The following is a 25,649-nucleotide window of genomic DNA, read 5'->3' on the forward strand; positions in this document are numbered from 1 at the left end:
GGGCAGCTGCTTGATGGTAGTCAATGACATGTGGCGTATCCTTTTCTCTGCTGAGAACTGACGGCGTCTTGAACACCGCCTTGATATGCCACCCTTCAGGCCATCACCAACTTTCGCCCGTTTCTCCATCGAAGTAAAGGGCCAGCCCATCGGCCTCGATCATATCGGAAAGATCAGGCAGGCGGTTGCGCAGCGCACTCGCGACCTCTGTTCCGCGGCTGGTATCAACCAGCAACTGCGCGATGGTCTGGTGTGCAGCGCGCTCCAGATGCCGCGCTTGCCTGCGCGTCAGCGCGTCGAGATGCATGGCGAAAAACTCGCCGATCATTTCGGCCGCGGCCCGTTCGGCCATGCCCATAACCCTGGGCGTGTAATGGTGACAGGCGATCAGCCCCCATAGTGCGCCATCGATGATGATCGAGACCGACATCGAAGCCGCAACGCCCATATTTCGCAGATATTCGCAATGAATTGGCGAGACGCTGCGCAGATGCGCGTAAGATAGGTCGAGCGGTGTTTCGGTGACAGTTCCTAGCAGTCGTTCTGTCTGGCACGAAGCATCACCAATGACCCTGATCGGATTACGCAGATATAGGGCGCGCGCTTGCTGCGGAATATCCGAGGCAGGAAAATACTGACCGAGGAAGCTTTCCAGATTCTCCCGCTTGGCTTCGCTGACGACCTTACCCGCACCATCCCGACCTAGCGCATAGATCATCACGCGGTCATAGCCGATCTGGGCCTGAATTAGCGCCGCCGCCATCTCTACCAACTCTTCGGGATCCTTCGCGCCATTCAGGCGAGACAGGATGCTGCGCGACAAGCTGAAAACCGCTCCGACCTCGCCAGCGGGTTCGAATTCGATGATGGTGTTGCCATTGAAGCGATGCGCGCTGACATCGAAGGCGCGGCCATTGATCTTCATGGCAAAGATCAAACCGGGTCGGGGACGTGATCCTGCAATTGCGAGGGTGTTCAGTATGCGATGGGCATTTTCATGCCCGATCACCTCGACAATATCCTGACCTATGGGATTGCTAGATAGTCCGAGAGTTTCCACCGCGTTGGCGGAATACTGCACGATTTGGCGGCCCGAATTGTCACATGCAAGCAGGCAACCATGCGGTTGGATGCTGCCCGGAATATGAATAGGCTCTCGATCGCAATTGCTGAGATTGATGGGTTTTCCCACCAGCGAGGCGTCGAAAGCAGGTTGAGATGTCATTGCCTATGCATCGACTTGATAGGCTTGCATTGCAAGCATGAAAATCCGCCTTGCTTCGATAACGGCCTGACCGGTCGCGTCCTCTTGAGCCTCAAGCCATTCCAAAAATGCCGGCCAGCGCCTCTGATCGGCAATCTGCCGCGCCAGATGGCGGGCACCGAAATTTTTGTCCAACCCTAAGACTGCGACCCTACGGGCGATCAGCCGCGCACCGACCGCCGAGCCCTCTGATACATACATCGCAGCTAGTTTTGTGGCGTGGGTGTCAAGAACCAATGGTTGCAGGCAGGCTTTGGCGCTCACCCCCAGATCCTCAAGATCTTGGCGAAGATCGTCAACAAGCTCTAGCGTGGGAAAATCAGTATCGGCAAGAGATGGTTCAAGCGCTGCTCGGAATTGGAATGTGCCGAGCAGGTATCGGGCATAGTCCGAGCAATCGGCCAACGTTCCGATATTCTTATCGAGTACCTCATGTAGATCTCGGGTGCCGAGATAGAGAGTGCGGCGCAGGCTTCCGGCTTTCATGATCTTCCCTGATCGGTTCGGAGCATGAATGCAGCAGAACCACTTGCAGCCGCAAGTTCTGGCTCAACCCGAATCTTGCCGCGTCCGTTAGCTTCCCGCCGTTTAGGGTAAGGCAGTCAACTGTTCGCGTCGAAAATGGGCTGGCGGCTTTTCGCTGAGGGGCTGTAATTACCTCGCAGTTGTGAGGGGCTCTCATGGTGCGATCATTCAGCAGTTAGCCCGCCTCAGCGTCAGAGCGAACAATACGAAGAAGATCAGCGACGTTTGCTGCAGCCTTGTATCGTATCCCTCTCGGCTGGTGTTTCGGGTCGTAGCGGTCAGGCTTCCTCTTCGTCCGCGCGAACTTCGAGATGGCTAACCAGTGCAAATATCGCGGTCCCACCGACGATGTTCCCAAATGTCACAGGTATCAGGAAAATAAAAAGCGCCTCCGGGACCGTGGTCGCGCTCATGAACATGAGATAGGCGACTTCAATGCTTCCGACGATGACATGCGGGAAATCTCCGATCGCAACCAGATAGGTGGCGAGGAAGACAAGCGGCAGTTTTGATGCTTCAAGACCGTGGATCGCCCAGACCATGGTCGCGATCATCCAGCCCGAGACAATACCGCCGGTGAACATCTGTGTCGGAGTTTTCTCCATAAGGTGCCGGCTGATCGAAAGGAACGCCTCGTCCGTCTCAGCGCTGAACAGAGGCAACCATACGAAGACCGCCGCTGCGATCATGCCGCCGATGATATTGCCCGCGAGCACTGTGCCCCAAAGCCGCAAAAGGCGCGCGATATTGCCAAGGCTGGGCCGGCGCAAGACGGGGATCACCGGGGTCACGGTGTTCTCGGTAAAAAGCTGCTGGCCTGCTGCGATGACGAAGATGAAACCAAAGGTGTAGCCAACGGCCTCAATCAGGAAGCCCAGCTCGATCTCGGGCAGGTTGGCCTGAAAAATGCCGCGGGCGACCAGAGACAGGCTCATGGTGATGCCGCCCGCCAGAGCCGACCAGAATAACGCGAAAGCCTCGCGCGAAAGCTCGCGCTCACCCTCGCGGCGCAAGATCTCGTGCACCGCTGCGGCCTTCGAGGGCATGAGTTCCTCGAGTTCTTCCGCAGGTAAGGCCTTAGCGGTTGCGTCAGTCTGGTCTTTTGCCGTTTGCATGGTCCACTCCGCCAAGACCTGTCGGGAAATGACGCTTGCGGGCCGTGAAGGGTTCCAGTGCATTACAGGAATTCTGCTAGGTTCGTATCCGACGTTTTGGTCGCAGCATAGGCTTGCTCCACCGTCATGACACGAAATCGTCATCGGATTATTGCTAAGCTATTTTTACCTACGCGGCCAACGTTTTGCCCTCGTTCGGGGACGAAAATGTCATGAGCGCGAACTGCCCGCGATAAGTTTCTTTGGAACATCGGTTGTCCGTTCCGGTTTTGTCGCCGAAGCAAAAGAACAGAGGAATCAAGATAATGGACAGAATTATCGCCCTTTCTTTGGGTGCGTTCACGCTTGCCTCAAGCACCGGTGTGGCCCTTGCGCAAACGATGGTTACGACCACGACAGAGCCGGTTGTTGTGACTCAACAGAAAGTGGAGCCTGGTCAGAATACCACGGGCGGCGGCGCCGCCAGCGGTGCAACGACCGGAGCGATTGCTGGTGCTGTTGTCGGTGGCCCGGTCGGGGCTGCGGTCGGCGGTGTCGTCGGCGCAGTTGCAGGCGACGTTGCTGAAGATGCAATGACACCCGAGACCCGCACTTATGTGCTGGAAAACCACATCCAGTCGGTTCCGGTGCAGGGGCAGGTCGTCGTCGGCACACAATTACCGCAGACCGTCGAGATTCAGCAGATCCCGAATTCGGAATATCGGTATGTCTATGTCAACGAGCAGCCGGTGATTGTCGATCCGACCAGCCGCAAGGTCGTGCAGATCGTTCAGTAATAGCGATGCGAACCTCGAAAGGAGGATAGCTGGTCGCTGCTACTGAATTTTTCACACATTCGCAATCAATGGAGAACATCACTCATGAACTGGGACATCATCGAAGGAAAATGGGATCAGGTCAAAGGTTCGATCAAAGAACAGTGGGGCAACCTGACTGACGATGAACTGACCGAGATTGCCGGCAAGAAGGATAAACTGGCCGGCAAGCTTCAGGAAAAATATGGCTGGACCAAGGAAGAGGCGGAACAGCATATGGACGACTTCGTACGCGAACGGACTTGATCGCACTTGCCACTAAAGAAAGCCCCCGCTGTCGCGGGGGCTTTTTCGTTTGCGCCAGACTCCAGCTTACGGATCAGCGGCTAGGCAGTTCGAGAGATTGGCCCGGGTGATCCTGCGCGGAAGGGTGATGGCTCAGTGCAGGTTACGACGGTGATCATTTTGACGAGCAGTTGCCAATAACAGTTGATGGGCCGTCGCAAACCATCAGCCAATCTAATCCCGCTGGTCGAGGTGATCTCGACCAGCACCCGGATCACTCGCTCAGGGCATAGGCAATTACATAGTCGCCGGGTTTTGTCCCGATCGAGCCGTGACCGCCCGCTACGATGACAACATATTGCCTGCCGTCGACCTCGTAGCTCATCGGGGTGGATTGCCCTCCGGCGGGCAGGCGCGCCTGCCAGAGCTGCTTGCCCGAGGTCAGGTCATAGCCACGCAGGTAATCATCCACGGCGGCGGCAAGGAAGGCCACGCCCCCTTTGGTGATGATCGGCCCTCCAATTCCCGGCACGCCCAGCTTGATCGGTAGGGGCAGGGCGGTCATGTCGCGCACGGTTCCGTTCTTGTGCTTCCACGCGATCTGGCCGTTGGTCAGGTCGGCACCCGCAACATAGCCCCAAGGTGGTGATTGGCAGGGAATGCCCAGCGGCCCAAGGAACGGACCCATGACCACGCCATAGGGTGCGCCCTCGTTACGGTTCAGGCCCTGTTCGCTGGCGGTCGCCCCAGCCTCTTTTGGGGGGATATCAGCGCGCGGTACAAGACGCGAGGTGAAGGCGAGATAGGTCGGCATACCGAACATCACTTGCCGCTCGGGATCGACAGCAATGCTGCCCCAATTGAAGACGCCAAAATTCCCCGGATAAACGATGGTCCCTTTTAGCGAAGGCGGGGTGTAGCGGCCTTCGTAATTCATCCGATTCATGTCGATGCGACACATCAATTGGTCAAAGATCGTGATGCCCCACATATCCCGTTCACGCAGCGGAGCGGGCTTGAAGGACAGGGCCGAGGTCGGTTGCGTCGGGGCGGTGAAATCCTCGGGGATCGCGCCCGAAGGGGCGGGTTCTTCGGTCACGGGCAGGATCGGCTGACCGGTCTCGCGGTTCAAGACATAGATATCGCCCTGCTTGGTCGGGCCGACCAAGGCGGGTTGGGTCTGTCCGTTAATTGTTAGGTCGATCAACACCGGCTGAGCGGGCACATCCATGTCCCAAAGATCGTGATGCACGGTCTGGAAGACCCATTGCTGCTGACCGGTGGCTACATCAAGTGCCACGATGGACGAGGAATGTTTCTCAACCGCTTCGGATCGCCCCATGCCCAATTGGTCGGGAACCTGATTGCCCAACGGGATAAAAACCAGACCGCGTTCGGCATCGACCGAAAAGACCGACCAGCTATTGGGGCTGTTCGCGGTATATTTCTCGCCGCCTGAGACATCTATAGGGGTGGTGTCATCCGGGTTACCGCTGTCCCAGTTCCACAGCAATTCGCCGCTGGCGATGTCATAGGCGCGGATCACACCCGATTGCGAAAAGATCGAGAAGTTGTCGTTCACCGCGCCGCCGATGATCAGTTTGCCGTCGACCGCGACCGGCGGAGAGGTCGAGTAATAGTAACCTGCGGGATTGTAAGGCATCCCGGCTTCAAGGTGCAGAACGCCACGTTCGGCGAAGCTTTCACAGGGCTGCCCGGTCTCGGCGTTGAGCGCGATAAGGCGGGCATCGGCGGTCGGAAGGTAAACCCGCGTCGGGCATTCCCGCGTCGCCTCGGCGATAGCGGGCGACGAGGAGGGCATATCACCCATGTTCCAATAGGTCACACCACGGCAGGTCTGGTGTTGGCGGTCGGGGTTCATGCCGGAATTGGCGTCATAGCGCCAGATTTCCTTGCCGCTAACCGCATCGAGCGCAATCGCAATGTTGTGGGGCGTGCAAATGTACAGTCGCCCGCCGATCTTGAGCGGTGTCACCTGATAGGTCGTCTCGCCGACGTCATCGGCCCGCTTCACATCGCCGGTCTGATAGCGCCAAACCTCGCGCAGATTGCTGACATTAGCGGGGGTGATCTGTTCCAGAGGAGAATAGCGCTGTCCGAAATGGGTGCGGCCGTATTGGTGCCAGTCGCCTGAGGCCATATCGTTGCCAAGGGCCGGGGAATTGCTCGCTTTGGCGGTCGGAAGTTCTCCGGGAATATCGTGCGGGTCCTGCAGCATCGCGTAGCCCGCGACGCCGATCGAGGCCACGACGGCCAAGCCGATCCCCAACCCGCTGGGAGGGACGCTAATATAGCCATCGATCAGCCGACCGGTCAGGCGTTCTCGGAAGGCGGGCAGCATAAGCCAAATCGCCATCAGAACTGGCACGCCCCCACGCGGTGCGAGCTGCCACCAGTCGAAGCCGACTTCCCAGACCGCCCAAAGTAACCAAAGAACGATGGTGATGGCAAAAAGACCAAGTGCGCGGCGATCCTTGCGAAAGATCAAGCCTGCCGTGACCAGCGTGGCGATCCCAAGCAAAGCATAGGCGGGGCTACCTCCAAGCCAGATCAGCCAGGCCCCAAGCCCTACCAATGCAAGGCCGATCAGTGAAAAAGCAATTCCGGTGGTGGCTATAATCATCGTCCTGCCATTTTTGATGGAGGGTTACTGTTGGATGGCGTGCGGATTGCCGCTGCTCGGTGGCGCTTCGGGCGGCCCGGAGTCCGAGCGCATGGATAGAATCATCACGATAAAAAGCATGGCAGCAAAAGCCGCTGCGATAACGAAAGCCTTCATTTCTTCACCGGCTCGTTGTTTAGTCGAGAAGTGAACGTGGATAAGACGGCGGTCGTTCCCCGGAAGCTCGCAAATTCGAGAGGGTATTCTTCGACAGGGTATTCTTCGACCTTCAAATGTTTAGCGGAGCGCTACGCGGAACTCTCTGACGAGTTCGTGGGGTTGTCCCCCCCTACAGACGGTTCACTGGTAATGTAAGACTCGATGGAGTGAGGGATCTCGCAATCCGGTAGACAATCCCTCGTAATTATGAAGGTGAATGACCGCCAGCGATGGCGAAGGCGGATGTGGCGAAATGATAGCGGGGGAGGACCCGTCAACAGTTCAGCCAAGATTCCCAAAAATTAAGTAAGCGACGACCTATCGAGAGGCCAAAAGTATGTGCAGGTTTCATCAGCAAAGGTCCGCATCATCCGCTGCACCTGCTGCACCTGCAAAGCTCAGACCATGCTGCCGCTTGTCGGACTGTCGGCGAAGAGCCAGAATTTGCCAGCCGTTCCTTGTCGGTCCAATGGCAAACAACGGGCGCGGTCTTTAAACGATCCTGACGCATCCGCGATGGGAACACGGAACGACTCGGCGAGTACATGATACCATTCGCCGCGTCGGATCAGCCGAAGTCTGGGTGGGATAGGTGGACAGGAGGCAAAACCATGTCCAACGACCTTCTTCCTGCGCTGCGACCCGAACGGCCCGCCTGGAACCGGGGCCGCATCATCGGTCAGAAACGCCCTCTGCTGCCGAAACACGTCTGGTCGATCCGCGTGCGTCTGGAGATGGCAGGCAACAAGCGCGATCTGGCGCTGTTCAACCTGGCCGTAGATAGCAAACTGCGCGGCTGCGACCTGGTCCGCTTGAAAGTCCGCGATGTCTTCTCCGCAGGGCGAGTAAAGGAGCGCGCATCGGTTACCCAAAGCAAAACTGGCAAGCCAGTCCGCTTTGAAATCACCGAGACGACGCGTCAGTCCCTTGAGCACTGGATCGCAGATCCCGAGATGCTCGGCCTTGAGTATTTATGGCCCACTCGTCTGCACCACAGCTTGCATCTGTCGACTCGACAATATGCGCGGATCCTGCGCGAATGGGTGATGTCGATCGGATTGGAACCAAGTGCATATGGCACCCATTCGATGCGCCGAACGAAAGTGGCCCAGATCTACAAGAATACGGGAAACTTGCGGGCGGTGCAGCTTCTGCTTGGCCACACTAAGATGGACAGCACTGTTCGCTATCTTGGTGTTGATCTTGATGACGCACTCGCGTTGTCTGAAGGGACCGATCTGTAAACAGAACACCGGCCGACAAGAACCTTGCTGGCCGGCCCATCGCTGACGCTCGGCCGCTCAACATGTTGGGCGGTCGAATTCATCAATCCTGCCATTCAAAACGGGCGCATCGAAACCAGGCGAGATAGTCGCGTTGAGAACTTGGCGCCACGCCGGCCTCCATAGCTGCGCAATCTGTTTCCGCGAGTTGGGGCCTACCGTTTTGCCCGTGCATCAGTCCTATACCAACCGGTCGAAGCCCGAGTATTGCGGGAGACGGCAACCCGCGCGGCGGCCTCCTCTTGGGATTCCGGACCGATATAGGCTTCGAGGGAGGCATCAGCGCGGCGGAATGGGATAACCTGCGCCAGAGGCATGCCTTTTTCCAGCGCATAGAGCCCGTCGGAAGCAGTCGCAAAAAAGGGGAAATGCACTGGTGCGCGATACGTGTCGGTATCAACGATGCCCGCGACGATCTCGAAAATGCCGTTCGGTCGGTTCATGGGTGCAATGAACAGGCAGGAATAGCCCGGCGGTGTCACAATGGTCCAGAAACTGTGAAATTTGCGTGGTGGGCGTGGCCCGTTCTTGCCCTGCCAAGGATGCCCCGCGACTTGATGTTCTCCGTGGTTCGACATCATCGCACGATCGAAATCCCAGGCCCCGACGACTTCAGTACCACCATTTGCTATTTCGAGACGGATGCTTGCCGCCAAAGGCAGGATCCAGCCGGTACTCATCGCGTCCAGAAACGGCATGCAGCGCTTGACCGTCAAGCCGGTGTCGTTCAGCCCGTAATGCTCGCTATCAACCGCAGGAAGTTTGCGAAACCAATCGGGCAGATGGCGCTGTGCGGGGAACGGGCGAGCGATCACTGCCTCGTCGTCCGGTTCGCAAAGAAAGCGGATCTCGGGCTCGGATGGTTTCGCGGGACGTTTGCGAAAGAACATGTGGCGGGCCTTCAGCAACGAACAGGATGACGCGATCTACTCACGGAAAAGGGCCACCGAAGCGGCCCCGGACTGGATTGGCGGTAAGCCTGCCTCAGATCAATCGTCGTCATCATCGTCATCGCTTGAATTCGACGAACTGTTGCTAGAGCTATTCGAGCTGGAGTTGTTCGAACTATTCGAACTCGAATTGCTCGAACTGTTGCGGTTTGAATTCGAGGAACTGTTTGAACTGGAATTTGACGAGCTGTTGTTGGAGCTGTTCGAGCTTGAGTTGCTCGAGCTGTTGCGGTTCGAGTTGGAAGAACTGTTCGAGCTGGAATTCGACGAACTGTTGCTGGAACTGTTCGAGTTCGAGTCGCTCGAACTGTTGCGGTTCGAGTTGGAAGAACTGTTCGAGCTGGAATTCGACGAACTGTTGCTGGAACTGTTCGAGTTCGAGTCGCTCGAACTGTTGCGGTTTGAGTTCGATGAACGATTTGAACTGGAATTGGATGAGCTATCGTCGGACCTGTTCGAACTCGAGTTTCTTGAGCTATTGCGGTTCGAGTTGGATGCGCTCGCAGCCCGATCCGACCGGTTTTCCAAAAGCTTTCCGCTCCGGCCATCATAGACGAGCTCGATGCCCTGGTTTCCGCGCCGCGCGCGCACTTCGATGCGGCCATCATCCTTGTCGATCCGGATTCTCTCGAAGCCCTGATCGCGCAACTGCGATCTGATCTGTTGTTCCGCGCTCTGTGCCATTGCGCCGCCCGCCGCAAAAGCGAACACGATCGCCATGCTGATGGTCTTCATCTGCCTCTCCTTTTGGCCGTGCCTCCGATATCCGGTGACGTCGCCGCATATGTGCAAGGCATCCTAACCCTACCCGGCGAACGAGCATGTCGCAGGACCTTCAGCAAGCACTGGGGGCGAAGACGGGGTGTTTCTTCGAGAATTCTAATCTTTCTCTAACCCATGGCTAATCTTGGATGTGCTGCATTCTAGAACCCGATGCCTGGATTATTGCGGCAGATCTGCGTCGCCCATTGGTGGCTGGCCTGCAAAACTGTGGATGTGCAATAGAATGACACGGCGATATGCCCGACACATGTCCATGACATAGCTGCCGTATAAACTTGCCTCTTGACCCGCCGCTGGTTGGCTCTCACTGCGAACGGCTCCGCAACCCTAGCAGTTTGGGGTATGATCGACTTTCTACCCGTGGGAAGAATAACAGACACAATCTGATTGCTCCGATAGGCAACAATCGTACGTTTTGGGGAGCCGCATGGCCAATTGGTTTATAACTGGCATTTCTCGAGGTTTGGGCTTGGCGTTGGCAAAGGTGCTCTTGGCCGAGGGGCATCGTGTCGTCGGAACTGTAAGAGGTGGCCTGCCCCCGATCGGGCCGTCAGTTGGAACGCTCCGAGTGCTGCTCGCAGATATGGCCGATGGAACCAGCGTTGAGGCTGCGGTGCATGAGGCATTTCGGGAGTTGGGCCGGATTGATGTCATCGTCAACAATGCCGGATACGGGCTTCTGGGTGCCGTTGAAGCCTCGACCGAGGACGAATTGCGACACCTCTTCGAGGTGGACGTGTTCGCGCCGATCCGTGTCGCACGCGTAGCTCTGCCCTATCTCCGCGAACAAGGTTCGGGCCATATCATCAACATCACCTCAATCGCGGGACGCGCACCCGGGCCGGGCATAGCGCTTTACGCCGCCGCGAAACATGCAATGGAAGGGTTTTCGATTTCGCTGGCTCAGGAGGTTGCGCCGCTCGGCATTCGCGTGACCGCCCTGGCCCCGGGCCAGTTCAGAACGGATTTTCTGGCTGATAGCTCGATCAGCATCAGCGCCAAGGAAGATCCGGCCTATGGCCCGAGTGTCGGCGCGACGCTTTCGGCCTTGTCGCAAATCAGCCACAATCAATTGGGCGACCCGGAACTGGCCGCCGCCGCAATCCTCGCGATGGCCAAGGCCGAGATCCCGCCCATGCGCCTTTTGCTCGGCAGCGATGCAGCCAAGCGCGCCCGCGCCAGAGCTGACGCGGACGCTCAGGAGATGGAATTGTGGTCCGATCTCACGGACAGTACGGATTTTAGGTTGTGACGGATCTAGCTTGTATGTGTCGGCGCGCTCGGAGCCTCGCGCTAGGCAAGTGGTTCCCTTCGGCGCGACAGACTCCTCCATCGTGCAATCTTCGCTGGTCGTTGAACGACAGATTAAAGTTTGATGTCCGGCGAAGGTCGCCATCATTCAAGCTTGATCGACATTGAGTGATGTTCATGCGCGGCCTGCCTTGCACCCTTGGCGAGCCGCAGGCCGAGGGTGAGGTGGCAATGGGCATCCCCGCCTCCTATGGCAAGAAGCCCGAAGGTAAAGGCAACATCCTCGCCTGCGACAATCTGGATATCCCGAATGCGGAAGCAATCGGGACCCGGTGGGTCGTGATTAAGAAGCATCTGCCAGCTTGCCTCGTAAGCCGCGATCCCGACTGATTGGATCGGATCGGGCACGTCATACATGACGATGTCGTCGGTCCGGTTTTGCAGCACGCGCGGGATGTCTCCCCTGCAGATCGCATCGGTCCAACCATCGACCAAAGCGCGAATTTCCTGTTCGCTGCAATCACGGGTCATCCGTCCATTCCCCAATATGGATTGTCCGGTCAGGTGCAAGCGATCCAAGGAACGCTGTGTCGTGACTAATGACCATCACCGCACCGTCAAAGGCAGTCAACGCAGCCTCCAATGCAGTCATGCCGTCCAGATCAAGGTGATTGGTCGGCTCATCCAGTACCAGAAATTTCGGCGGCGGCGTGGCCCCAAGCGTACACGCTAGACCGGCGCGCAGACGCTCACCCCCGCTCAATTCGCCCGCGTAACGCAAGGCATCCGCCGCACGGAAACCAAACCGGGCCAGGGCGGTATGGGCCATATGCGCGTCCGCCGCCAAGTTCAGGTGTAGGAAATTGTCGCGCAGGGTGCGGGCCGGATCGAGCAATCCGACATGCTGATCGAGCAACGCAAACGGCACCATCAGTTCCACCTGTCCAGATTGCGGTGCGATCTGCCCGGTGATGATCTTCAGGAGCGTGGTCTTCCCGCTGCCGTTCGGCCCGGCAATGACAATGCGTTCGGGACCAGTAACCGTCAGCGACAGATCGTGGATCACAGGTCGGTCGCGAGCGTAGCCACCGCTCACGCCATCCAGCCGCAGAATCGTACTGCCGGGGGTAAGGCCTGTCGGGGGTATGTCCATGCGCAGCGGATGTAGGATTTCAATCTTTTCTCGCGCGGTAGACAATGCCTCCTCTGCCGCCACGCACCGAGCATCGCGCAGGCGCGCACCTGCGCCACCCGAGGCTTCGGCCCGGTTCCTGGCGGCATCCATCAGGATTTTCGGCTGATCACCTCTGGCCCGGGCCCGGTGCCCGGCACTGTCCTTGCGTGCCTTGCGTTCAGTCGCCTGTTGCGTGCGCCGCGCCGCATCCGAGATCGTCTTTTCCGCGAGTGCAAGGTCGCGCGCCACAGCGTCTAGTTCAATATCCTTGCGTTGCCGGAAGGCGCTATACTTCCCGCCATATCGGGTCGCCCCAACTGAAGTCAGCTCGACGATAGCGTCCATTTCCTCCAGAAGTTCACGATCATGGCTGACGACGATGGCCCCTCCCGTCCAACCGCGGATGAGGTCGATCACTGCTCTGCGCCCGTCACGGTCGAGATTGTTCGTAGGCTCGTCCAGCAGCAGGAATTCCGGCTCCGCGAGGATCAAGGCTGCAAGTGCCGCACGGCTACGCTGTCCACCGGAGAGTGTCACAAGCGGTGTATGCGGCTCGGTGGACAGACCGCAGCGCAAAAGTGCGGCCTCGATCCGCGCGCGCAATGTCCAGTCGGCTTCGGCCAGTTCATCGGCCTCCGCAAGTCCCGCGTCGGCCCGATCCAGCAGATTGAGCGCGCGGCGGACTCCGAACAAGTCGGCAATGGTGTCCTCAGGATGTGCAACCACATCCTGTCGCATGATCGCTACGGAACCGGAAATCTGCACCTGGCCCGAAGCGGGACATAAATCTCCTGAAATCAGGCGCAGAAGCGTGCTTTTGCCGGAGCCATTGCGTCCAACGATTCCGGTCCGTTCCGGACCGAAGGTCAGATTGAGGTTAGTGAAAAGCGGCGTGCCGTCAGGTGTGGACCAAGACAGGCCGGACAGAGGAATGGATGCAGGCATGGGGATTAACTTCTCGCAGCGAAACCGAGGGGGCTAAGGCGGCGAGGTTCAGATCCATGGCGAAAGTTTCTCCGGTAGAAGGTGACTTGGAGGTAATGGTCGCCCGGCGGCTTTGCAAGCCGGGAGCCAATGTCAGCCTAGATTTCGAAATGACCTGATACGGCAGCGCTTCGTCTTGCCGAGAGTCGGGGACCCACTCAGGCCGTGCGCGGCGAAATCCTTGATGAGTTGGCTGCGATATGCGCGGAGCTGCCGATGATCAGACTTGCGTTTGGCGGCGGAAACTCTATCCGTTACACCAGTTTTAGAAGGCAAGAGTCGCGATGAAGTCAGCGGTCCGAACAATCTGAATAACGCCCCGCGCTAAAGTCGGGGCAGTTGCGCGCCGCAATCTGCGGCCGCGCTCTGTTTGCGTGTGCGCAGACAAGCCAATCATTCAGAGGTTTCAAATGGAAAACTACTTCGCGAGCCCATTCCGCGGCATCACCTTGGACAAACAGGTTACCAACCCAAATATCGTGGTCGGGCGATTTAGCTACTACTCAGGCTATTATCATGGTCATAACTTCGATGACTGCGCCCGCTACCTTCTGCCGGATGCGGGCGTGGACCGACTGATAGTTGGTAGTTTTTGCTCAATCGGGTCAGGCGCGACCTTCATCATGGCGGGCAACCAAGGCCATAGAAATGACTGGATCAGCACGTTTCCATTCTACTGGATGTCCGAAGTTCCGGCATTCGAGGGCGCTGTAAACGGCTTCCGTCCGGCTGGTGACACCGTCGTCGGAAATGATGTTTGGATCGGATCAGAAGCGATTGTAATGCCGGGCGTCAAGATCGGCGATGGAGCTGTGATCGGCACGCGCGCTGTGGTGACGCGTGATGTCGAGCCTTACACCATCGTCGGGGGAAACCCGGCAAAGGAGATCCGAAAGCGCTTTAGCGAGCACCATATCGATCTCTTGCTGGAATTGCGGTGGTGGGATTGGTCTGAAGACCGCCTACACGTCGCGATGCCCATTTTGACAAGCGGCGATATTGAAGCCTTATACGGACATTGGAAAGCCCATCTCCGCACCGTGTAGACCTAAGCACTCTCCATACGCCCTATGGTGAGTGCCCACGACGGGCCACATCGGGCTCGAAACAAAGTGGCGCACTAAATCTTCTGACCGCCAGGCCCGAGGACAAACATAAGGCGACAGGGGCGGGCCAGCACGGTTTGTAGACCGTCATGAATGTTGCGCAGCATCTTTCCGGACAGCCGCCGTTCATACTCAACGCAGCGGGCGCCAAACGTATTGTCGCGAAAGGCTTCGATCAACCTGCTGAAGCTTTTCCCATCCAAAAACTGCAATCAATCTCCGGATCGCCTCACTCGTAATAATTGTACATCCAGAAAGGTCATGCCTACCTATCGGTCGTTCAACGCGGCAGTCGTTCCTCCCGGGATCATTTTTTTCCTCCTCAACCAAGTTTGAGCATCCACCCTGATCAGGGGTGGAGCCAAGCCAACCGTTTCGCACTCGGGCTCCATCTGGAAAGATCAGGGCAGTGCCAGTTAGTGTCCGAGTTGGTGGTGTAATTTCCTCGGCTCTGCCGGTGTGCCCCGGGGTGGCCATCGAGGTGTAGGATCGAGGTGGAGTTTCGACGCTTCAACCACGGACCATACGGAGCCCCCGATGACCAAGACCAGCATGGACCTGTCCGAGCTTCTGGCAAAGCACGATCAGGGAGACCTTCTGCGCAGCATCGCCGAAGCGGTGCTACAACTAATTATGGAAGCCGATGTTGACGGCCTGATTGGTGCCGGTCGACACGAACGTAGTGGCGAGCGCACGACTTGGCGCAACGGGTATCGAGAGCGCGCTCTCGATACCCGTTTGGGCACGCTGAACCTGAAGGTGCCGAAGCTGCGGCAGGGCAGCTATTTCCCCGGCTTCCTTGAGGCCCGCAAAACCTCCGAACAGGCGCTGGTGGCCGTGATCCAGGAGGCTTGGATCGGCGGAGTATCGACGCGCCGTGTCGACGACCTCGTCCAGGCGATGGGGCTGAGCGGGATCTCGAAGAGCACGGTGTCCAAGCTCTGCAAGGATATCGATGAGCGGGTCGGTGAATTCTTGAACCGGCCCCTCACCGGCGAGTGGCCCTATGTCTGGCTCGATGCCACCTATCTCAAGCAGCGCCAAGGCGGTCGGATAGTGTCGGTCGCGGCCATAATCGCTGTCGCCGCCAATACCGAAGGGCGCCGGGAGATTATTGGCCTGGGCATCGGCCCTTCAGAGGCAGAAACCTTCTGGACCGATTTCCTGCGCTCGCTGCGTGCCCGCGGACTGGGCGGGGTAAGGCTGGTCATCAGCGATGCCCATAGCGGCCTGAAAGCCGCCATTTCTCGCGTGTTCGAGGCGACCTGGCAGCGCTGCCGGGTGCATTGGATGCGCAACGCCCTGGCGCATGTCTCCAAAGGCCAGCACACGGTCGTGGCCGCCGCGATCCGTCAGGCTTTTGACCAGCCCGATCGAACCCATGCCTCGGAAACTTGGCGCAAGGTGGCCGAGCAAGTGCGCCCACGATGGCCTAAGCTCGCGGACCTCATGGACGAAAGCGAAAATGACGTGCTCGCCTACATGACCTTCCCTCGACAGCACCGCACCAAGCTACACAGCACCAATCCTATCGAGCGCCTGAACAAGGAGGTGAAACGCCGCGCCGATGTCGTCGGCATCTTTCCGAACGAGGCCTCGATCATGCGCCTCATCGGCGCAGTGCTCTTTGAACAGAACGATGAATGGCAAACAGCCAGCCGATACATGATGGTCGAGGCCTTCGCCCAGATCGACAAAGAGGAGATCGACCCAATACTCAGCATTACCACGAAAGCCGCCTGATCATGATCTCAGGCCACCCCGAAAATTACACCACGTTGACGGACGCGACCCAGTGCCAGATCCTGTAGGATATCGGTCGCCTTGTGATCAGGATCTACCCCTTCGATCAGAAAGACCTCGCCCTCGGCACCCTGTCTGCGTAGGGGCAGAATGGCCTGATAAGACGCCGATCCATACCAACTCCGCGCGGCTTCGAGGTCGGGAAAGGCGATAACGATCAGATCATCGGTGAAACTGCCCTCGAGTTCATGTTTCGGCCCGCCATGAATGATGAAACGCCCGCCAAATCCGGCAAGCGTAGCGTCGATGCGGTGCAGATAGTCGATAACCCCCGTGTTCATGGTAATATTGCGCAGATGTCCGATGGCGTAAGCGGTCATGGTCCAGCCTTTCGATTGAGGCCCGCAAAGTCGGGCGATCCAGCCATTCTTGTGGCATCAATGACTGTCGTCGATTACCTCAGAGGTAATGGTCAATTTGCACGGACCGCGATCAGGTGGGGCATGAGTTCGGAAGAACAGAGCATCGGCGATATGTTGCGCGACTGGCGTCAGAGGCGACGGTGCAGCCAGCTTGCGCTTGCCCTGGAGGCTGAGATTTCCCAGCGCCATCTGAGCTTTCTCGAAACCGGCCGCGCCTTGCCCAGCCGGGAGATGCTCATGCGCCTCGCGGATTCCCTGGACATGCCGCCCCGAGCGCGCAACGCGATGTTGCTGGCGGCCGGTTTTGCGCCCGTCCATGTCGAAAGATCGCTTTCCTCGCCCGAACTCACAGCCGCGCGCGAAGCCATCGATCGCATCCTGCAAGGCCATGAACCCTATCCGGCATTGGCCGTAGACCGAATTTGGACGCTGCTTTCAGCAAACAAAGCGGTCGGCCTGCTCACCCAAGGCGTGTCACCGAGCCTGCTTGCGGGCGAGGTGAACGTGCTGCGCCTTAGCCTGCATCCCGAGGGACTAGCCCCGCGCATTGTCAATTACCGGGAATGGCGCGCGCATATCCTGCTGCGGCTGGGACATGATATCGGACGTTCGGCTGACCCAAAGTTGATCGCGCTGTCGGACGAGTTGAAATCCTATCCCGTTCCACCCCAGGCGATGGCCCAGCGGCACAAAATGGTGCAACCGAGCATCGCGATTCCCCTCATCCTCGCAAGCGATCACGGTGCGCTGGAGTTCATTAGCACGACGACTGTCTTTGGCACTGCGATCGACATCACGCTGGCCGAGATCGTGATCGAAAGCTTCTTCCCGGCCAATGCAGCAACTGCGGTGGCCATGCAGAAGCTTTCGTGATCAAGATGGTCCGACCGGCGCCAAATGCCCCCGATTGGCCAGTTCCAGATAACCAAGACAGGCACGCGGCAATTCCCGCCGCATCCGCGCCAGATCGTCGGGATCAGCCCCTGCCTCCATCACGGCACGCACCGATCCGCCCATCAAAGCCGCCAACATGAAGGCGGTCGAGGACGGATCATCGAAATGCGCATCCGGCGCCGAAATCAGAAGCTGCTCAAGTGCCTCGACCATGCGCCGGGTGCATTGCAGGATCGGCTCCGAGATATCGAACTCGGCGGCAATGCCATAGATCGCGCGCGAGGCGGTCAGATCGGCCATCTTGGCATCCAGCCAGGCCTGGGCGATCCCTTGCGCGATCTCCGTTAGGTTCCTACCCGCGAGTTCTGCCACCGCAAGCCGCATCGCCTCTTCGATCATCCCCAGCTTGCGTTCGACGATCGCAAAAAGCAGCGCCTCCTTGTGCGGATAATATTGGTACATCGTGCCGACCGAGACCCCGGCCCGTTGGGCCACCCGCGTCGTGGTCAGCTGGGCCGGACCCGAGGCCAGCAAAACCTGAATCGTCGCTGTGTGAATCGCCTCGACCGTGGCGGCCGAACGGGACTGAACCGGCTTTTTCCGGGGCTTTAACCCGGCAGGCTGGGGGCGGCTCATATGCGAATACCGAAACTGAAGGATCATTCATATATTGGGGTCATCCGACATCCTTCGCAAGGTGAATACCATGAACACGGTTCTCATAACCGGTTGCTCGACAGGTTTCGGGCGCGAAATAGCGCTGCATTTTCTGGCGCAAGGCTGGAATGTGGTCGCCACGATGCGCGATCCCGCTGCCAGCACGCTGCCCGCCTCCGAGCGGCTGCGGGTGCTGCCCCTCGACGTGACGGACCCGGGCAGCATCCGGTCCGCGCTCGCCAAGGCCGGACCCATCGACGTTCTGGTCAATAATGCCGGTATCGGCTGGCTCAATGCGGTCGAGGGCACCTCGGCAGAACTCGCGCATGGCTTATTCGAAACGAATTTCTTCGGTACGCTAGCGATGCTGCAGGCGGTCCTGCCCGATATGCGGCAGCGCGGCGCAGGCGTGATCATTAACATCGGTTCGAGTTCAACCCTGAAGCCTCTGCCGCTTTTGGCGGTCTATCGCGCCAGCAAGGCCGCCGTGACCGCGCTGACCGAGTCGCTTGATCTCGAACTGTCAAGCTTCGGCATCCGCGCCCGCGTCGTGGTTCCGGGCATGGCCCCGACGACCAGCTTTGCCGAGAACGTGCAGCAGCGGCTAGGCACAACAGGCGGCTTTTCCGAGCCCTATGCTCCAATGGCCGAAGCAATGCTTGAGGGCCTGAGGACATTCGCGCCGCAGGAAGTCACCTCGACCTCGGATGTGGCCGAGGCAGTCTATCGCGCCGCGACCGATCCGGATTGCCCCGTGGTCCTGCCGGCCGGGCCCGATGCGATTGCATGTGCGCGCGCCGCCGAGTGAGCCGCGCATTCCAGCCATCACGCGCGGCCAGAACCGAGCGGTCGAGCCCCATCACGGCCAGAGCCTCGGCCAATGCGGTGTCGAGCAGCTTGCGCGGCTCGGTACCCAAAGGTGTGATCAACTTGGCATTGTTCAGACGCACCGGGGGACGCCAATAGGGCGCAAACTCGATGACTTCGCGAGTAATGCCGCCCTAAGGTGGGGCAAGGCAGGAATCTCTGCTTGGGTTGCTGATGGTTCCAGAGGGACGTTTTCCCCTCGTCGGTTCAGTCATGGCGCAGGATTTTTTCCATTGGCTTGCCCTTGGCCAATTCATCCACCAGCTTGTCGAGATATCGTATCTCGCGCATCAACGGGTGTTGCACTTCCTCCACTCTGATACCGCAGACAACGCCTTTGATCGTCTCACGTTGCGGGTTCAGCTTGGGAGCGGTCGCGAAGAAAGTCTTGAAGTCCGTTCCATCCGCCAACACGCGGTCAAGCCCAGTCTGATCGTGACCGGTCAGCCAGTGGATGATCTCATCGACCTCGGCTTTTTTGCGACCCTTTTTCTCGGCCTTGGCAACGAGATAGGGATAGACCCGACTGAAGCTGGTGGTGAAAATCTTGTGTTCTTCCATGCCACCTCCTGCTGTTTCAGGCTGGATAAGCCAACTTAAGACATCGCGGACAGTATCGCCCTTCCGAACGCCGATGTCAGATATCATGGATTGCCACGGCGTCACCCCGGCAGCCGCACGGTCACCTCCACTTCGACCTGAAATTCCGGCCCGGCCAATGCCGCAACACCAATCCCGGTGAGCGACGGCTTTGCCCCGTCGAAGGCTTCCAAAAGCGGTGGCATCAGCGCGGCCAAGCGTTCCGGTGTCAGGTCGACCACATAGCACTTTGCGATGACAATGTGCTCGGGACCGGCATCCAGCGCCTCAAGCGCTGCCCGCAGGTTGCGCGCCACAACCTTCATTTGTTCCGCCAAATCAGCGGGAACCGGGCCGCCTTCCGGTGGGAGTGCGACCTGGCCCGAAATATAGGCCATCCGTCCGGGCGCGGCGATAGAGATCTGGGAATAGCCGATTGCCTCGCTATTGGGGAGTTTCGGCGGGTTCAGGCGAGTGATCTGGTCTGGCAATTCGGGATCCTTTCAGCGTGATGCGAACAGGGGTCTTGCCCCAGCGCTTGCACCGGAGATGGCACTTTGGGGCGACACGATCTCGTGGTGCCGATCCTAACCGTTTTGCTGGGCGTGACTTGCGATGCTCACCTCTGAGCATATCTGTGCCCGCAGCAGTAGATCAGCCTTCCATGCCCGCCTCGACCACGAGGATCGGATCCTTGCGCCAAAGATCCGGGAACAGGGTCTTCAGATGTTCGATTTTTGGCAGGTCGTTGTAACGGATATAGGGCTGCATCGGATTGTTGACGAGATAATCCTGATGGTAGGCCTCGGCTGGATAGAATGGCTTGCTCTGCTCGATCGTCGTGACGATGGGAGCAGCGTAAAGGCGGGTTGCGTTTAACTGGTCAATATAGGCTCGGGCCACCGCGGCCTGTTCCTTGCTTTGCGGAAAAATCGCCGAGCGGTATTGGCTGCCTATATCGGGGCCCTGACGGTTCAGCTGTGTCGGGTCATGGGCGGCCGAGAAGAAAATCTGCAAAAGCCTGCCATAGCTGATCTTTGCGGGATCGTAAGTGATCCGCACCGCCTCGGCATGGCCGGTGCGGCCGCTGCCGATCATTCGGTAATGCGCGGTCGCGGCAGCGCCCCCAGCATAGCCGGAAACAGCATTCTTCACTCCGCTGACGTGCTGAAACACGCCCTGCACGCCCCAGAAACACCCGCCCGCGAAAACAGCGGTCTGCACGCGGCCCGAGGCAGCGATGTCCTGCTTTGGTGCAGGGATTCTCAGTCCCTCCTGCGCATGTGCCGGAAGCAGGCTCATCATAAGGGCGACTGACAATGCAGCGACCCGTATGGGGCGTATGAGGTCTGACAAGGATAGGGGCATGGTCTTACACTCCCTGACTGACTTACCGGACTGCGGTGACAGGGGCTTGCCTGTTCATGACGCTATCGGGCGAAAGGTCATCGCAATGCCGTTCATGCAATAGCGAAGGCCTGTCGGCTGCGGCCCGTCCTTGAAGACATGTCCCAGATGGCCGCCGCAGCGGGTGCAACGGACCTCGACCCTAACCATCCCCAGCGACTTGTCCTGTACGGTGATGACCGCGCCTTGGAGCGGTGCCCAGAAACTCGGCCAGCCCGTACCGCTGTCATATTTGGTCCTGGACGAGAATAGATCCCGACCACAGCCCGCACAGGAAAAAATCCCGTTGCGATGCTCCTGCAGGAGCGGGCTGGAGCCGGGATATTCGGTGCCATCTCTGCGCAGGACATCGAACTGTTCGGGTGTCAGGATCGCGCGCCACTCTGCCTCGCTATGCGTTACCGCGAAGCTCGCGGCCTCGACCCCGCTGACAAAGAGCGCAGGTCCGGCGAGGGCAAATGCCGTTCCTCCGATGAGCATCTGCCTTCTGGTGAACATGCCTCCTCCTCTCCTTCAGCAACAAACATAGCGTCCACACAGTCCCCAGCCTCTGAAGCTGTATTCTTTCGCAAGAGCGTAAAGGTTACGCTGGCGCGAAAGAATATGCCCGTCACCACCGTAGCACCCGCGGAACGAGCAGCGCCCCGATGGCCGAGGACAGCAGTACCCCGGCAGTATACCACAGGATCACGAAGGGTAGGCCATTCTCTGGGCAATGAAGGGCATAGACGAAGGTCGCCACGGCCCCGGCCAGAAAACCTGCCGCTGCCCCGGTTACGACAAGCCGCGTCGGGGCAAGGCGCTTCAGGAGGGCCAGCAAAGCCGCAAGGACCGGTGCCGCAACGATCGCGATCAGGAAAGGGCAGGCCAGCGCAGTCTTGCCCCGAGGCAGCCCGCGCCGGTCCTCGGGCGCGGCAATGACAAGCGAGACCAATGCGACGATGCAGGCCAGACCGGACGCGAGGCTGCCGATCACCGCCGCCCAGTCATGCCGATCTTCGGGAGCCATATCCTGATGAATGACCTGCTCGCGAAAAACCATCGCATCCCGGCAGCCAATGACATCGTCCAAACACTCCGGCACTTGTGAGCAAAGTTCGAGGCAGAATTTGCTATTCTGGTCGCGGCCATTGCAAGGATTGAACGGTTGCGCTTCAAGGGTCTCGCTTATCTGGCATTGGCCGTTGCACTGCATTGCGGGGCAGCTGCCGCGCAAACAGTCCCACCTGTCGATCATGCGACGCAGACTTCAATTCTCGATCTCGTGCCGCCGGATGCCACGACCCAGCATGTTCTTTCGACATCCGAAGGAGAACTCAACTACACGGCCACGGCGGGCACGATCGACCTTTATCAAGGCAATGGCCAGCTGGGCGCGAAGGTCTTTTATACCGCCTACACGCTCAGCGGCCGGGACCCGGATCGCCCGATCACCTTCGCCTTCAATGGCGGGCCGGGAGCGGCCTCGGCCTATCTGCATCTGGGTCTGGCGGGTCCGCATGTCATCGACCTTGGGGCCGAGGACGGCTTTGGGGCCACACCCCGATTGCGTCCCAACCTCGATACATGGCTTGCCTTCACCGATCTCGTCTTCATCGATCCGGTCGGCACCGGCTGGAGCCGCGCCCAGTCGGACGAGGCCGCCCGCGCCTATTACGGCGTTGATCGGGATGCCGAAAGCCTCGCCCGCGCGATCGCGATCCATATCGAGAAAACCGGCCACCTGTCCTCACCGAAATTTCTGCTCGGCGAAAGCTATGGCGGCTTTCGCGCGGGCAAGGTGGCGACGGCCCTGCGCGAGAGGCAGGGCATCGTGCTCTCGGGCATCGTCATGGTCTCGCCCTTTCTCGAAGGCCGCCATATCGCCTCGACATCGGATGACCCGCTTAGCGCGGCATTGCAATTCCCTTCGCTGGCCGCCGCCGAACTGGAGCGGACCGGTAGATTCACCGAGGCAGCGCAGGCCGAGGCCGAGCGCTTTGCCATGACGGACTACCTGCTGGGGCTGGCCGATCCGCCGCCACCCGGCACCGTAGCGAATGGCTTTTGGGACCGAATAGCCAATTACACCGGCATTCCACTAACTGATGTAGCGCGCGTCCGCGGCTATGTCGGTGCGATCTATGCCTCGCGCACGGGTGAGACCGGCAAGGCGCTTAGTTCCTATGATGCGGCATTGGCCTATCCCAGTCGCGATCCGGGTGCCAATCATCCCTCCGGGGCCGATCCGGTGCTGGACGGCAGGACCCGCGCCTATGCGGCAGCCTTTGTCAGCTATGCGCGTGAGAAACTCGGGATCGGGAGCCGCATGAGCTATACCCTTCTCAACGAAGAGGCGAACAGCCGCTGGGACTGGGATGGTTCTCGTTTTACGGCCAGCGCCATGGGCGATCTGGCGGATATGCTGGCCGTGAATCCGAGCTTCCAGCTGATGATCCTGCACGGCTTCAGCGATCCCCTGACCCCCTATCGCGTCAGTGAATACTTGTTCGAGCAATTGCCGCCGGAACTAACCGCAAGGCGCGTGTTCCTGACTAACTACCGAGGCGGCCACATGTTTTATTCTGATCCAATATCACGCCAGAAAGCAGCTGCGGATGCGCAGCGGTTTTACCGCGAGACGGGGTCGTGAGGGCGGTCGAGACCGGTGTACATTATCTTAACCGACTCCATCAGCAGACCCGCCCAAGCACTCGCATGTCCACGCCGAGCAGCGCTTGCCTTGCCGCATCGCACCTGACGGCCAGCCACCCGTATGTTGCAACAAACAAGCAGGCCAATGTCGCGCAAGTTGAGCGACGGCGTATGAGTTACTCTCTGCTGATCAGCGCCGTGCTTGTGTGGTTGGCCCAACCCTCTTCGCGCCTGACAGAACATCGAGAAGCCAGACGAGGCCCGCATCAAGCAGCGCGGCCTTTGGCGCGACGGCATTGAGCCGGAACTGCGGCAGCGGAAGGGGAGCCTCATGCAGCACAAGACCGAAGGGCGCGGCATAGCGGGCGACAAACTGTCTCGGCAGCGCCGCGACCAGATCCGTCTCGGACAGAACGGCAAGCGCGAACATGAAATTGGGAACGGTTAGCGCAATCCGCCGCGACTGACCAAGTTCGGCAAGCGCCGTATCGACGAAGCCGTAGGGATCGCCCGCCAATGAGACCACGAGATGCTGCAGCGCACAGTAATGCTCGAGACTCGGGCACATAGTGTAGGGATGGCCGCTCCGCGTAGCGATTGCGAAATCCTCCTCATAGAGCATCGTGCGATGAAAGCGGGGCGGGATCTGTTCGACCGGCAGGATGGCAATATCCATCGCATGAGCCTCGAGTTCGGTGAAGCTCGCGCGCCATGCCCGCTCGACCGACGTCTCGCCCGGCATGGGCGAGAGCTGGCGCAGACCGATATCGATCCCGGGCGCGTTTTGACGCAGGGTCTCAAGCAGCGGGGGCAATATGACGGCGGAGACGCCATCTGGCGCGCCGATGATGAAGCGCCGCGAGGACATCGCGGGATCGAAAGGCTCGGCGGTCGAGATTACGCTCCTGACCCGATCCAGAATCTCGGCAATCGCTCCGGCAAGCTCGATCGCCCGGTCGGTTGGCACAACTCCTTTCGGAGTACGTATGAATACCGGGTCGTTGAGGAGACGTCTGAGGCGGCCCAGACCATGACTGACTGCCGATCTCGAGAGATTCAGGCGATCGGCCGCGCGGCCGACATGACGCTCCTGCAGAACAACCTCGAAAAGGACGAGGAGGTTGATATCCACGCGCGAGAGGTCAATCTGCTTCACCATCTTGGTGAAATCATATCATTGGATTGAACAGGACAAGGATGCGATTTTCGGCCATGTCGCAGAGCCATCTGCCCGGCACTTCGTGTTCACACCTTGAGGACAGATCATGCCTATCTCCCGTCGTACTATTCTCGCCGCCGGCGCGTCCTCGGTGGTGACCGCTGCCGCCAGTGCTTCCGTGCAAGATGATCCCGCGATCGAAAAAGCGATCGCTGAACTCGTCCAGCGGTCGCAAGAGGCAAATGCCGCGCTGCTGCGCAGTGATGTCGATCGCTACCGCGAACTGATCACCCTCGCCGAAGACTTCACCCTGATGTCGCCCTTTGGTGGCCGACCGTCACGCGGCACCGAGATTACTGACGAAACTTGGGATGCGATGCGTCGCTTCTTCCGGAATGGCACGCTGCGGCAGGAGGTCGTGCAAGCCTATGGTTCCGCCGAGATGGTTGTCCTTGCCGTGATCGAGCACGGGCATGGCGAGGTCGGATCCCTCCCTGGCCAGGATTGGCCATTGCGCGTGACATTGGTCTACCGCCGCAAAGGAGCCGATTGGCATCTGGCACATCGCCATGCTGACCCACTTGCCCGCGGCATCAGCCTCAAGGAGGCGGCCTTGCTGGCGAACGGGCCCCGGTAATTGGTATGCCTCACGAGGCACCATTCGCGAGTGACCGCCTTCCCAACTTTCAGCATCTGCAGTGCTGCAAACTCAACGTCAGAAAACCCGCCCGATGGGTCCGTGAAAGTTCAAATTCGCTGCGACGCGCACGAAAGGCTGCTATCTCAGATTGCTGCAGATGCAGCGCCGCACAGCCGAAAGTCGGCTTACCGCCCAAACAGTCTCGGTGTTTGTCAAAGGAGTTGTCACTCGTCTTCGTTTTCAGGCCGCGCGTTTTTCGTCGCCGCCCATGGGGCCTCCTCCGCCAGCTTTGTGGTTGAGCGCGTCGTCGGCCCCATGGTGATCGCCGCG

Annotated in this window: 27 protein-coding genes and 1 pseudogene; 11 read left to right on the plus strand and 17 right to left on the minus strand. The window is 59.1% G+C overall.

Going from position 1 to position 25,649, the window contains the following annotated elements; genetic code table 11:
* Positions 1-103 precede the first annotated feature (103 nt).
* The 3 genes from GL286_RS20875 to GL286_RS20885 form a co-directional block, all read right to left on the minus strand.
* Entirely contained in the window at positions 104-1,225 is a 1,122-nt protein-coding gene (locus GL286_RS20875) for a GAF domain-containing protein (protein WP_155097502.1), read from the minus strand.
* A 3-nt stretch (positions 1,226-1,228) separates the two neighbouring features.
* On the minus strand, positions 1,229-1,750 hold the full coding sequence (locus tag GL286_RS20880; protein WP_155097503.1) for a biliverdin-producing heme oxygenase: 522 nt from the start codon (positions 1,748-1,750) through the stop codon (positions 1,229-1,231).
* A 317-nt stretch (positions 1,751-2,067) separates the two neighbouring features.
* A complete protein-coding gene (locus GL286_RS20885; RefSeq protein ID WP_155097504.1) occupies positions 2,068-2,904 on the minus strand; it encodes a formate/nitrite transporter family protein in 837 nt (278 codons plus the stop codon).
* Between the two features lie 305 nt (positions 2,905-3,209).
* Between GL286_RS20885 and GL286_RS20890 the strand changes: the two genes are divergently transcribed.
* Together GL286_RS20890 and GL286_RS20895 are read left to right on the plus strand one after the other, a co-directional pair.
* The gene (locus GL286_RS20890; protein WP_155097505.1) at positions 3,210-3,680 is read left to right on the plus strand and encodes a DUF1236 domain-containing protein; all 471 of its coding nucleotides are present in this window, start codon (positions 3,210-3,212) and stop codon (positions 3,678-3,680) included.
* A gap of 84 nt (positions 3,681-3,764) precedes the next feature.
* A complete protein-coding gene (locus GL286_RS20895) occupies positions 3,765-3,965 on the plus strand; it encodes a CsbD family protein (RefSeq protein ID WP_155097506.1) in 201 nt (66 codons plus the stop codon).
* Positions 3,966-4,218: 253 nt separating this feature from the next.
* On the opposite strand, the gene GL286_RS20900 is transcribed toward GL286_RS20895, so the two are convergent.
* Entirely contained in the window at positions 4,219-6,588 is a 2,370-nt protein-coding gene (locus GL286_RS20900) for a glucose/quinate/shikimate family membrane-bound PQQ-dependent dehydrogenase (protein WP_155097507.1), read from the minus strand.
* A gap of 809 nt (positions 6,589-7,397) precedes the next feature.
* On the opposite strand from GL286_RS20900, the gene GL286_RS20905 reads away from it, so the two are divergent.
* Positions 7,398-8,030: a tyrosine-type recombinase/integrase gene (locus GL286_RS20905; protein WP_155097508.1), complete on the plus strand. Its 633-nt coding sequence runs from the start codon at positions 7,398-7,400 to the stop codon at positions 8,028-8,030.
* 194 nt (positions 8,031-8,224) lie between these two features.
* On the opposite strand, the gene GL286_RS20910 is transcribed toward GL286_RS20905, so the two are convergent.
* Complete coding sequence (locus GL286_RS20910) at positions 8,225-8,785, minus strand: dCTP deaminase/dUTPase family protein (RefSeq protein WP_211596464.1); 561 nt, start codon at positions 8,783-8,785, stop codon at positions 8,225-8,227.
* A gap of 316 nt (positions 8,786-9,101) precedes the next feature.
* Here GL286_RS20910 and GL286_RS22705 point away from each other — a divergent pair, with 316 nt between their 5' ends.
* Entirely contained in the window at positions 9,102-9,572 is a 471-nt protein-coding gene (locus tag GL286_RS22705; RefSeq protein ID WP_155097510.1) for a hypothetical protein, read from the plus strand.
* A gap of 26 nt (positions 9,573-9,598) precedes the next feature.
* Here GL286_RS22705 and GL286_RS22995 read toward each other — a convergent pair.
* Positions 9,599-9,754, minus strand: a pseudogene (locus tag GL286_RS22995) (hypothetical protein); the annotation flags it as partial.
* A gap of 475 nt (positions 9,755-10,229) precedes the next feature.
* Here GL286_RS22995 and GL286_RS20925 point away from each other — a divergent pair.
* Entirely contained in the window at positions 10,230-11,054 is an 825-nt protein-coding gene (locus GL286_RS20925) for an SDR family NAD(P)-dependent oxidoreductase (protein WP_155097511.1), read from the plus strand.
* A 143-nt stretch (positions 11,055-11,197) separates the two neighbouring features.
* On the opposite strand, the gene GL286_RS20930 is transcribed toward GL286_RS20925, so the two are convergent.
* Together GL286_RS20930 and GL286_RS20935 are read right to left on the minus strand one after the other, a co-directional pair.
* The gene (locus GL286_RS20930) at positions 11,198-11,584 is read right to left on the minus strand and encodes a YybH family protein (protein ID WP_155097512.1); all 387 of its coding nucleotides are present in this window, start codon (positions 11,582-11,584) and stop codon (positions 11,198-11,200) included.
* Positions 11,574-13,172: an ABC-F family ATP-binding cassette domain-containing protein gene (locus GL286_RS20935; RefSeq protein WP_155097513.1), complete on the minus strand. Its 1,599-nt coding sequence runs from the start codon at positions 13,170-13,172 to the stop codon at positions 11,574-11,576. Before GL286_RS20935 ends, GL286_RS20930 begins: the two co-directional genes overlap by 11 nt.
* Before the next feature lie 449 nt (positions 13,173-13,621).
* Between GL286_RS20935 and catB the strand changes: the two genes are divergently transcribed.
* On the plus strand, positions 13,622-14,257 hold the full coding sequence (gene catB / locus GL286_RS20940) for a type B chloramphenicol O-acetyltransferase (RefSeq protein WP_155097514.1): 636 nt from the start codon (positions 13,622-13,624) through the stop codon (positions 14,255-14,257).
* A 74-nt stretch (positions 14,258-14,331) separates the two neighbouring features.
* Here the strand turns inward: catB and GL286_RS22395 are convergent, their stop codons facing one another.
* Positions 14,332-14,529, minus strand: coding sequence for a hypothetical protein (locus GL286_RS22395; RefSeq protein ID WP_211596466.1), 198 nt, complete (start codon positions 14,527-14,529; stop codon positions 14,332-14,334).
* A gap of 325 nt (positions 14,530-14,854) precedes the next feature.
* Between GL286_RS22395 and GL286_RS20945 the strand changes: the two genes are divergently transcribed.
* Positions 14,855-16,060, plus strand: a complete 1,206-nt coding sequence (locus GL286_RS20945) for an IS256 family transposase (RefSeq protein WP_155097515.1) — start codon at positions 14,855-14,857, stop codon at positions 16,058-16,060.
* 8 nt (positions 16,061-16,068) lie between these two features.
* Here GL286_RS20945 and GL286_RS20950 read toward each other — a convergent pair whose 3' ends face one another.
* Positions 16,069-16,440, minus strand: a complete 372-nt coding sequence (locus tag GL286_RS20950) for a DUF1330 domain-containing protein (protein WP_155097516.1) — start codon at positions 16,438-16,440, stop codon at positions 16,069-16,071.
* A gap of 60 nt (positions 16,441-16,500) precedes the next feature.
* On the opposite strand from GL286_RS20950, the gene GL286_RS20955 reads away from it, so the two are divergent.
* Positions 16,501-17,355 carry a helix-turn-helix domain-containing protein gene (locus tag GL286_RS20955; RefSeq protein WP_211596467.1) on the plus strand — a complete coding sequence of 285 codons (855 nt, stop codon included), beginning with the start codon at positions 16,501-16,503 and terminating at the stop codon, positions 17,353-17,355.
* On the opposite strand, the gene GL286_RS20960 is transcribed toward GL286_RS20955, so the two are convergent.
* The gene (locus tag GL286_RS20960) at positions 17,356-18,012 is read right to left on the minus strand and encodes a TetR/AcrR family transcriptional regulator (RefSeq protein WP_170295344.1); all 657 of its coding nucleotides are present in this window, start codon (positions 18,010-18,012) and stop codon (positions 17,356-17,358) included.
* Between the two features lie 70 nt (positions 18,013-18,082).
* On the opposite strand from GL286_RS20960, the gene GL286_RS20965 reads away from it, so the two are divergent.
* Positions 18,083-18,841 (plus strand): SDR family oxidoreductase, encoded by a 759-nt coding sequence (locus tag GL286_RS20965; protein ID WP_155097518.1) that lies wholly within the window; start codon positions 18,083-18,085, stop codon positions 18,839-18,841.
* Positions 18,842-19,107: 266 nt separating this feature from the next.
* Here GL286_RS20965 and GL286_RS20970 read toward each other — a convergent pair whose 3' ends face one another.
* From GL286_RS20970 to GL286_RS20990, 5 genes are all read right to left on the minus strand, one after another.
* Positions 19,108-19,461: a DUF2200 domain-containing protein gene (locus tag GL286_RS20970; RefSeq protein WP_155097519.1), complete on the minus strand. Its 354-nt coding sequence runs from the start codon at positions 19,459-19,461 to the stop codon at positions 19,108-19,110.
* 101 nt (positions 19,462-19,562) lie between these two features.
* A complete protein-coding gene (locus GL286_RS20975) occupies positions 19,563-19,970 on the minus strand; it encodes a RidA family protein (protein WP_155097520.1) in 408 nt (135 codons plus the stop codon).
* Between the two features lie 163 nt (positions 19,971-20,133).
* Entirely contained in the window at positions 20,134-20,781 is a 648-nt protein-coding gene (msrA, locus tag GL286_RS20980; protein WP_246185053.1) for a peptide-methionine (S)-S-oxide reductase MsrA, read from the minus strand.
* A 120-nt stretch (positions 20,782-20,901) separates the two neighbouring features.
* The gene (gene msrB / locus GL286_RS20985; RefSeq protein ID WP_155097522.1) at positions 20,902-21,384 is read right to left on the minus strand and encodes a peptide-methionine (R)-S-oxide reductase MsrB; all 483 of its coding nucleotides are present in this window, start codon (positions 21,382-21,384) and stop codon (positions 20,902-20,904) included.
* Positions 21,385-21,496: 112 nt separating this feature from the next.
* A complete protein-coding gene (locus tag GL286_RS20990) occupies positions 21,497-21,928 on the minus strand; it encodes an NrsF family protein (protein WP_170295345.1) in 432 nt (143 codons plus the stop codon).
* Between the two features lie 105 nt (positions 21,929-22,033).
* Between GL286_RS20990 and GL286_RS20995 the strand changes: the two genes are divergently transcribed.
* A complete protein-coding gene (locus GL286_RS20995) occupies positions 22,034-23,518 on the plus strand; it encodes a S10 family peptidase (RefSeq protein WP_170295346.1) in 1,485 nt (494 codons plus the stop codon).
* Between the two features lie 192 nt (positions 23,519-23,710).
* Here the strand turns inward: GL286_RS20995 and GL286_RS21000 are convergent, their stop codons facing one another.
* Positions 23,711-24,679 (minus strand): LysR family transcriptional regulator, encoded by a 969-nt coding sequence (locus GL286_RS21000; protein WP_155097525.1) that lies wholly within the window; start codon positions 24,677-24,679, stop codon positions 23,711-23,713.
* A 106-nt stretch (positions 24,680-24,785) separates the two neighbouring features.
* Between GL286_RS21000 and GL286_RS21005 the strand changes: the two genes are divergently transcribed.
* A complete protein-coding gene (locus GL286_RS21005) occupies positions 24,786-25,316 on the plus strand; it encodes a YybH family protein (RefSeq protein WP_155097526.1) in 531 nt (176 codons plus the stop codon).
* Positions 25,317-25,649: the final 333 nt, after the last annotated feature.

The sequence above is a fragment of the Paracoccus aestuariivivens genome (assembly GCF_009711225.1).
GTDB classification, from domain to species: Bacteria; Pseudomonadota; Alphaproteobacteria; order Rhodobacterales; family Rhodobacteraceae; genus Paracoccus; species Paracoccus aestuariivivens.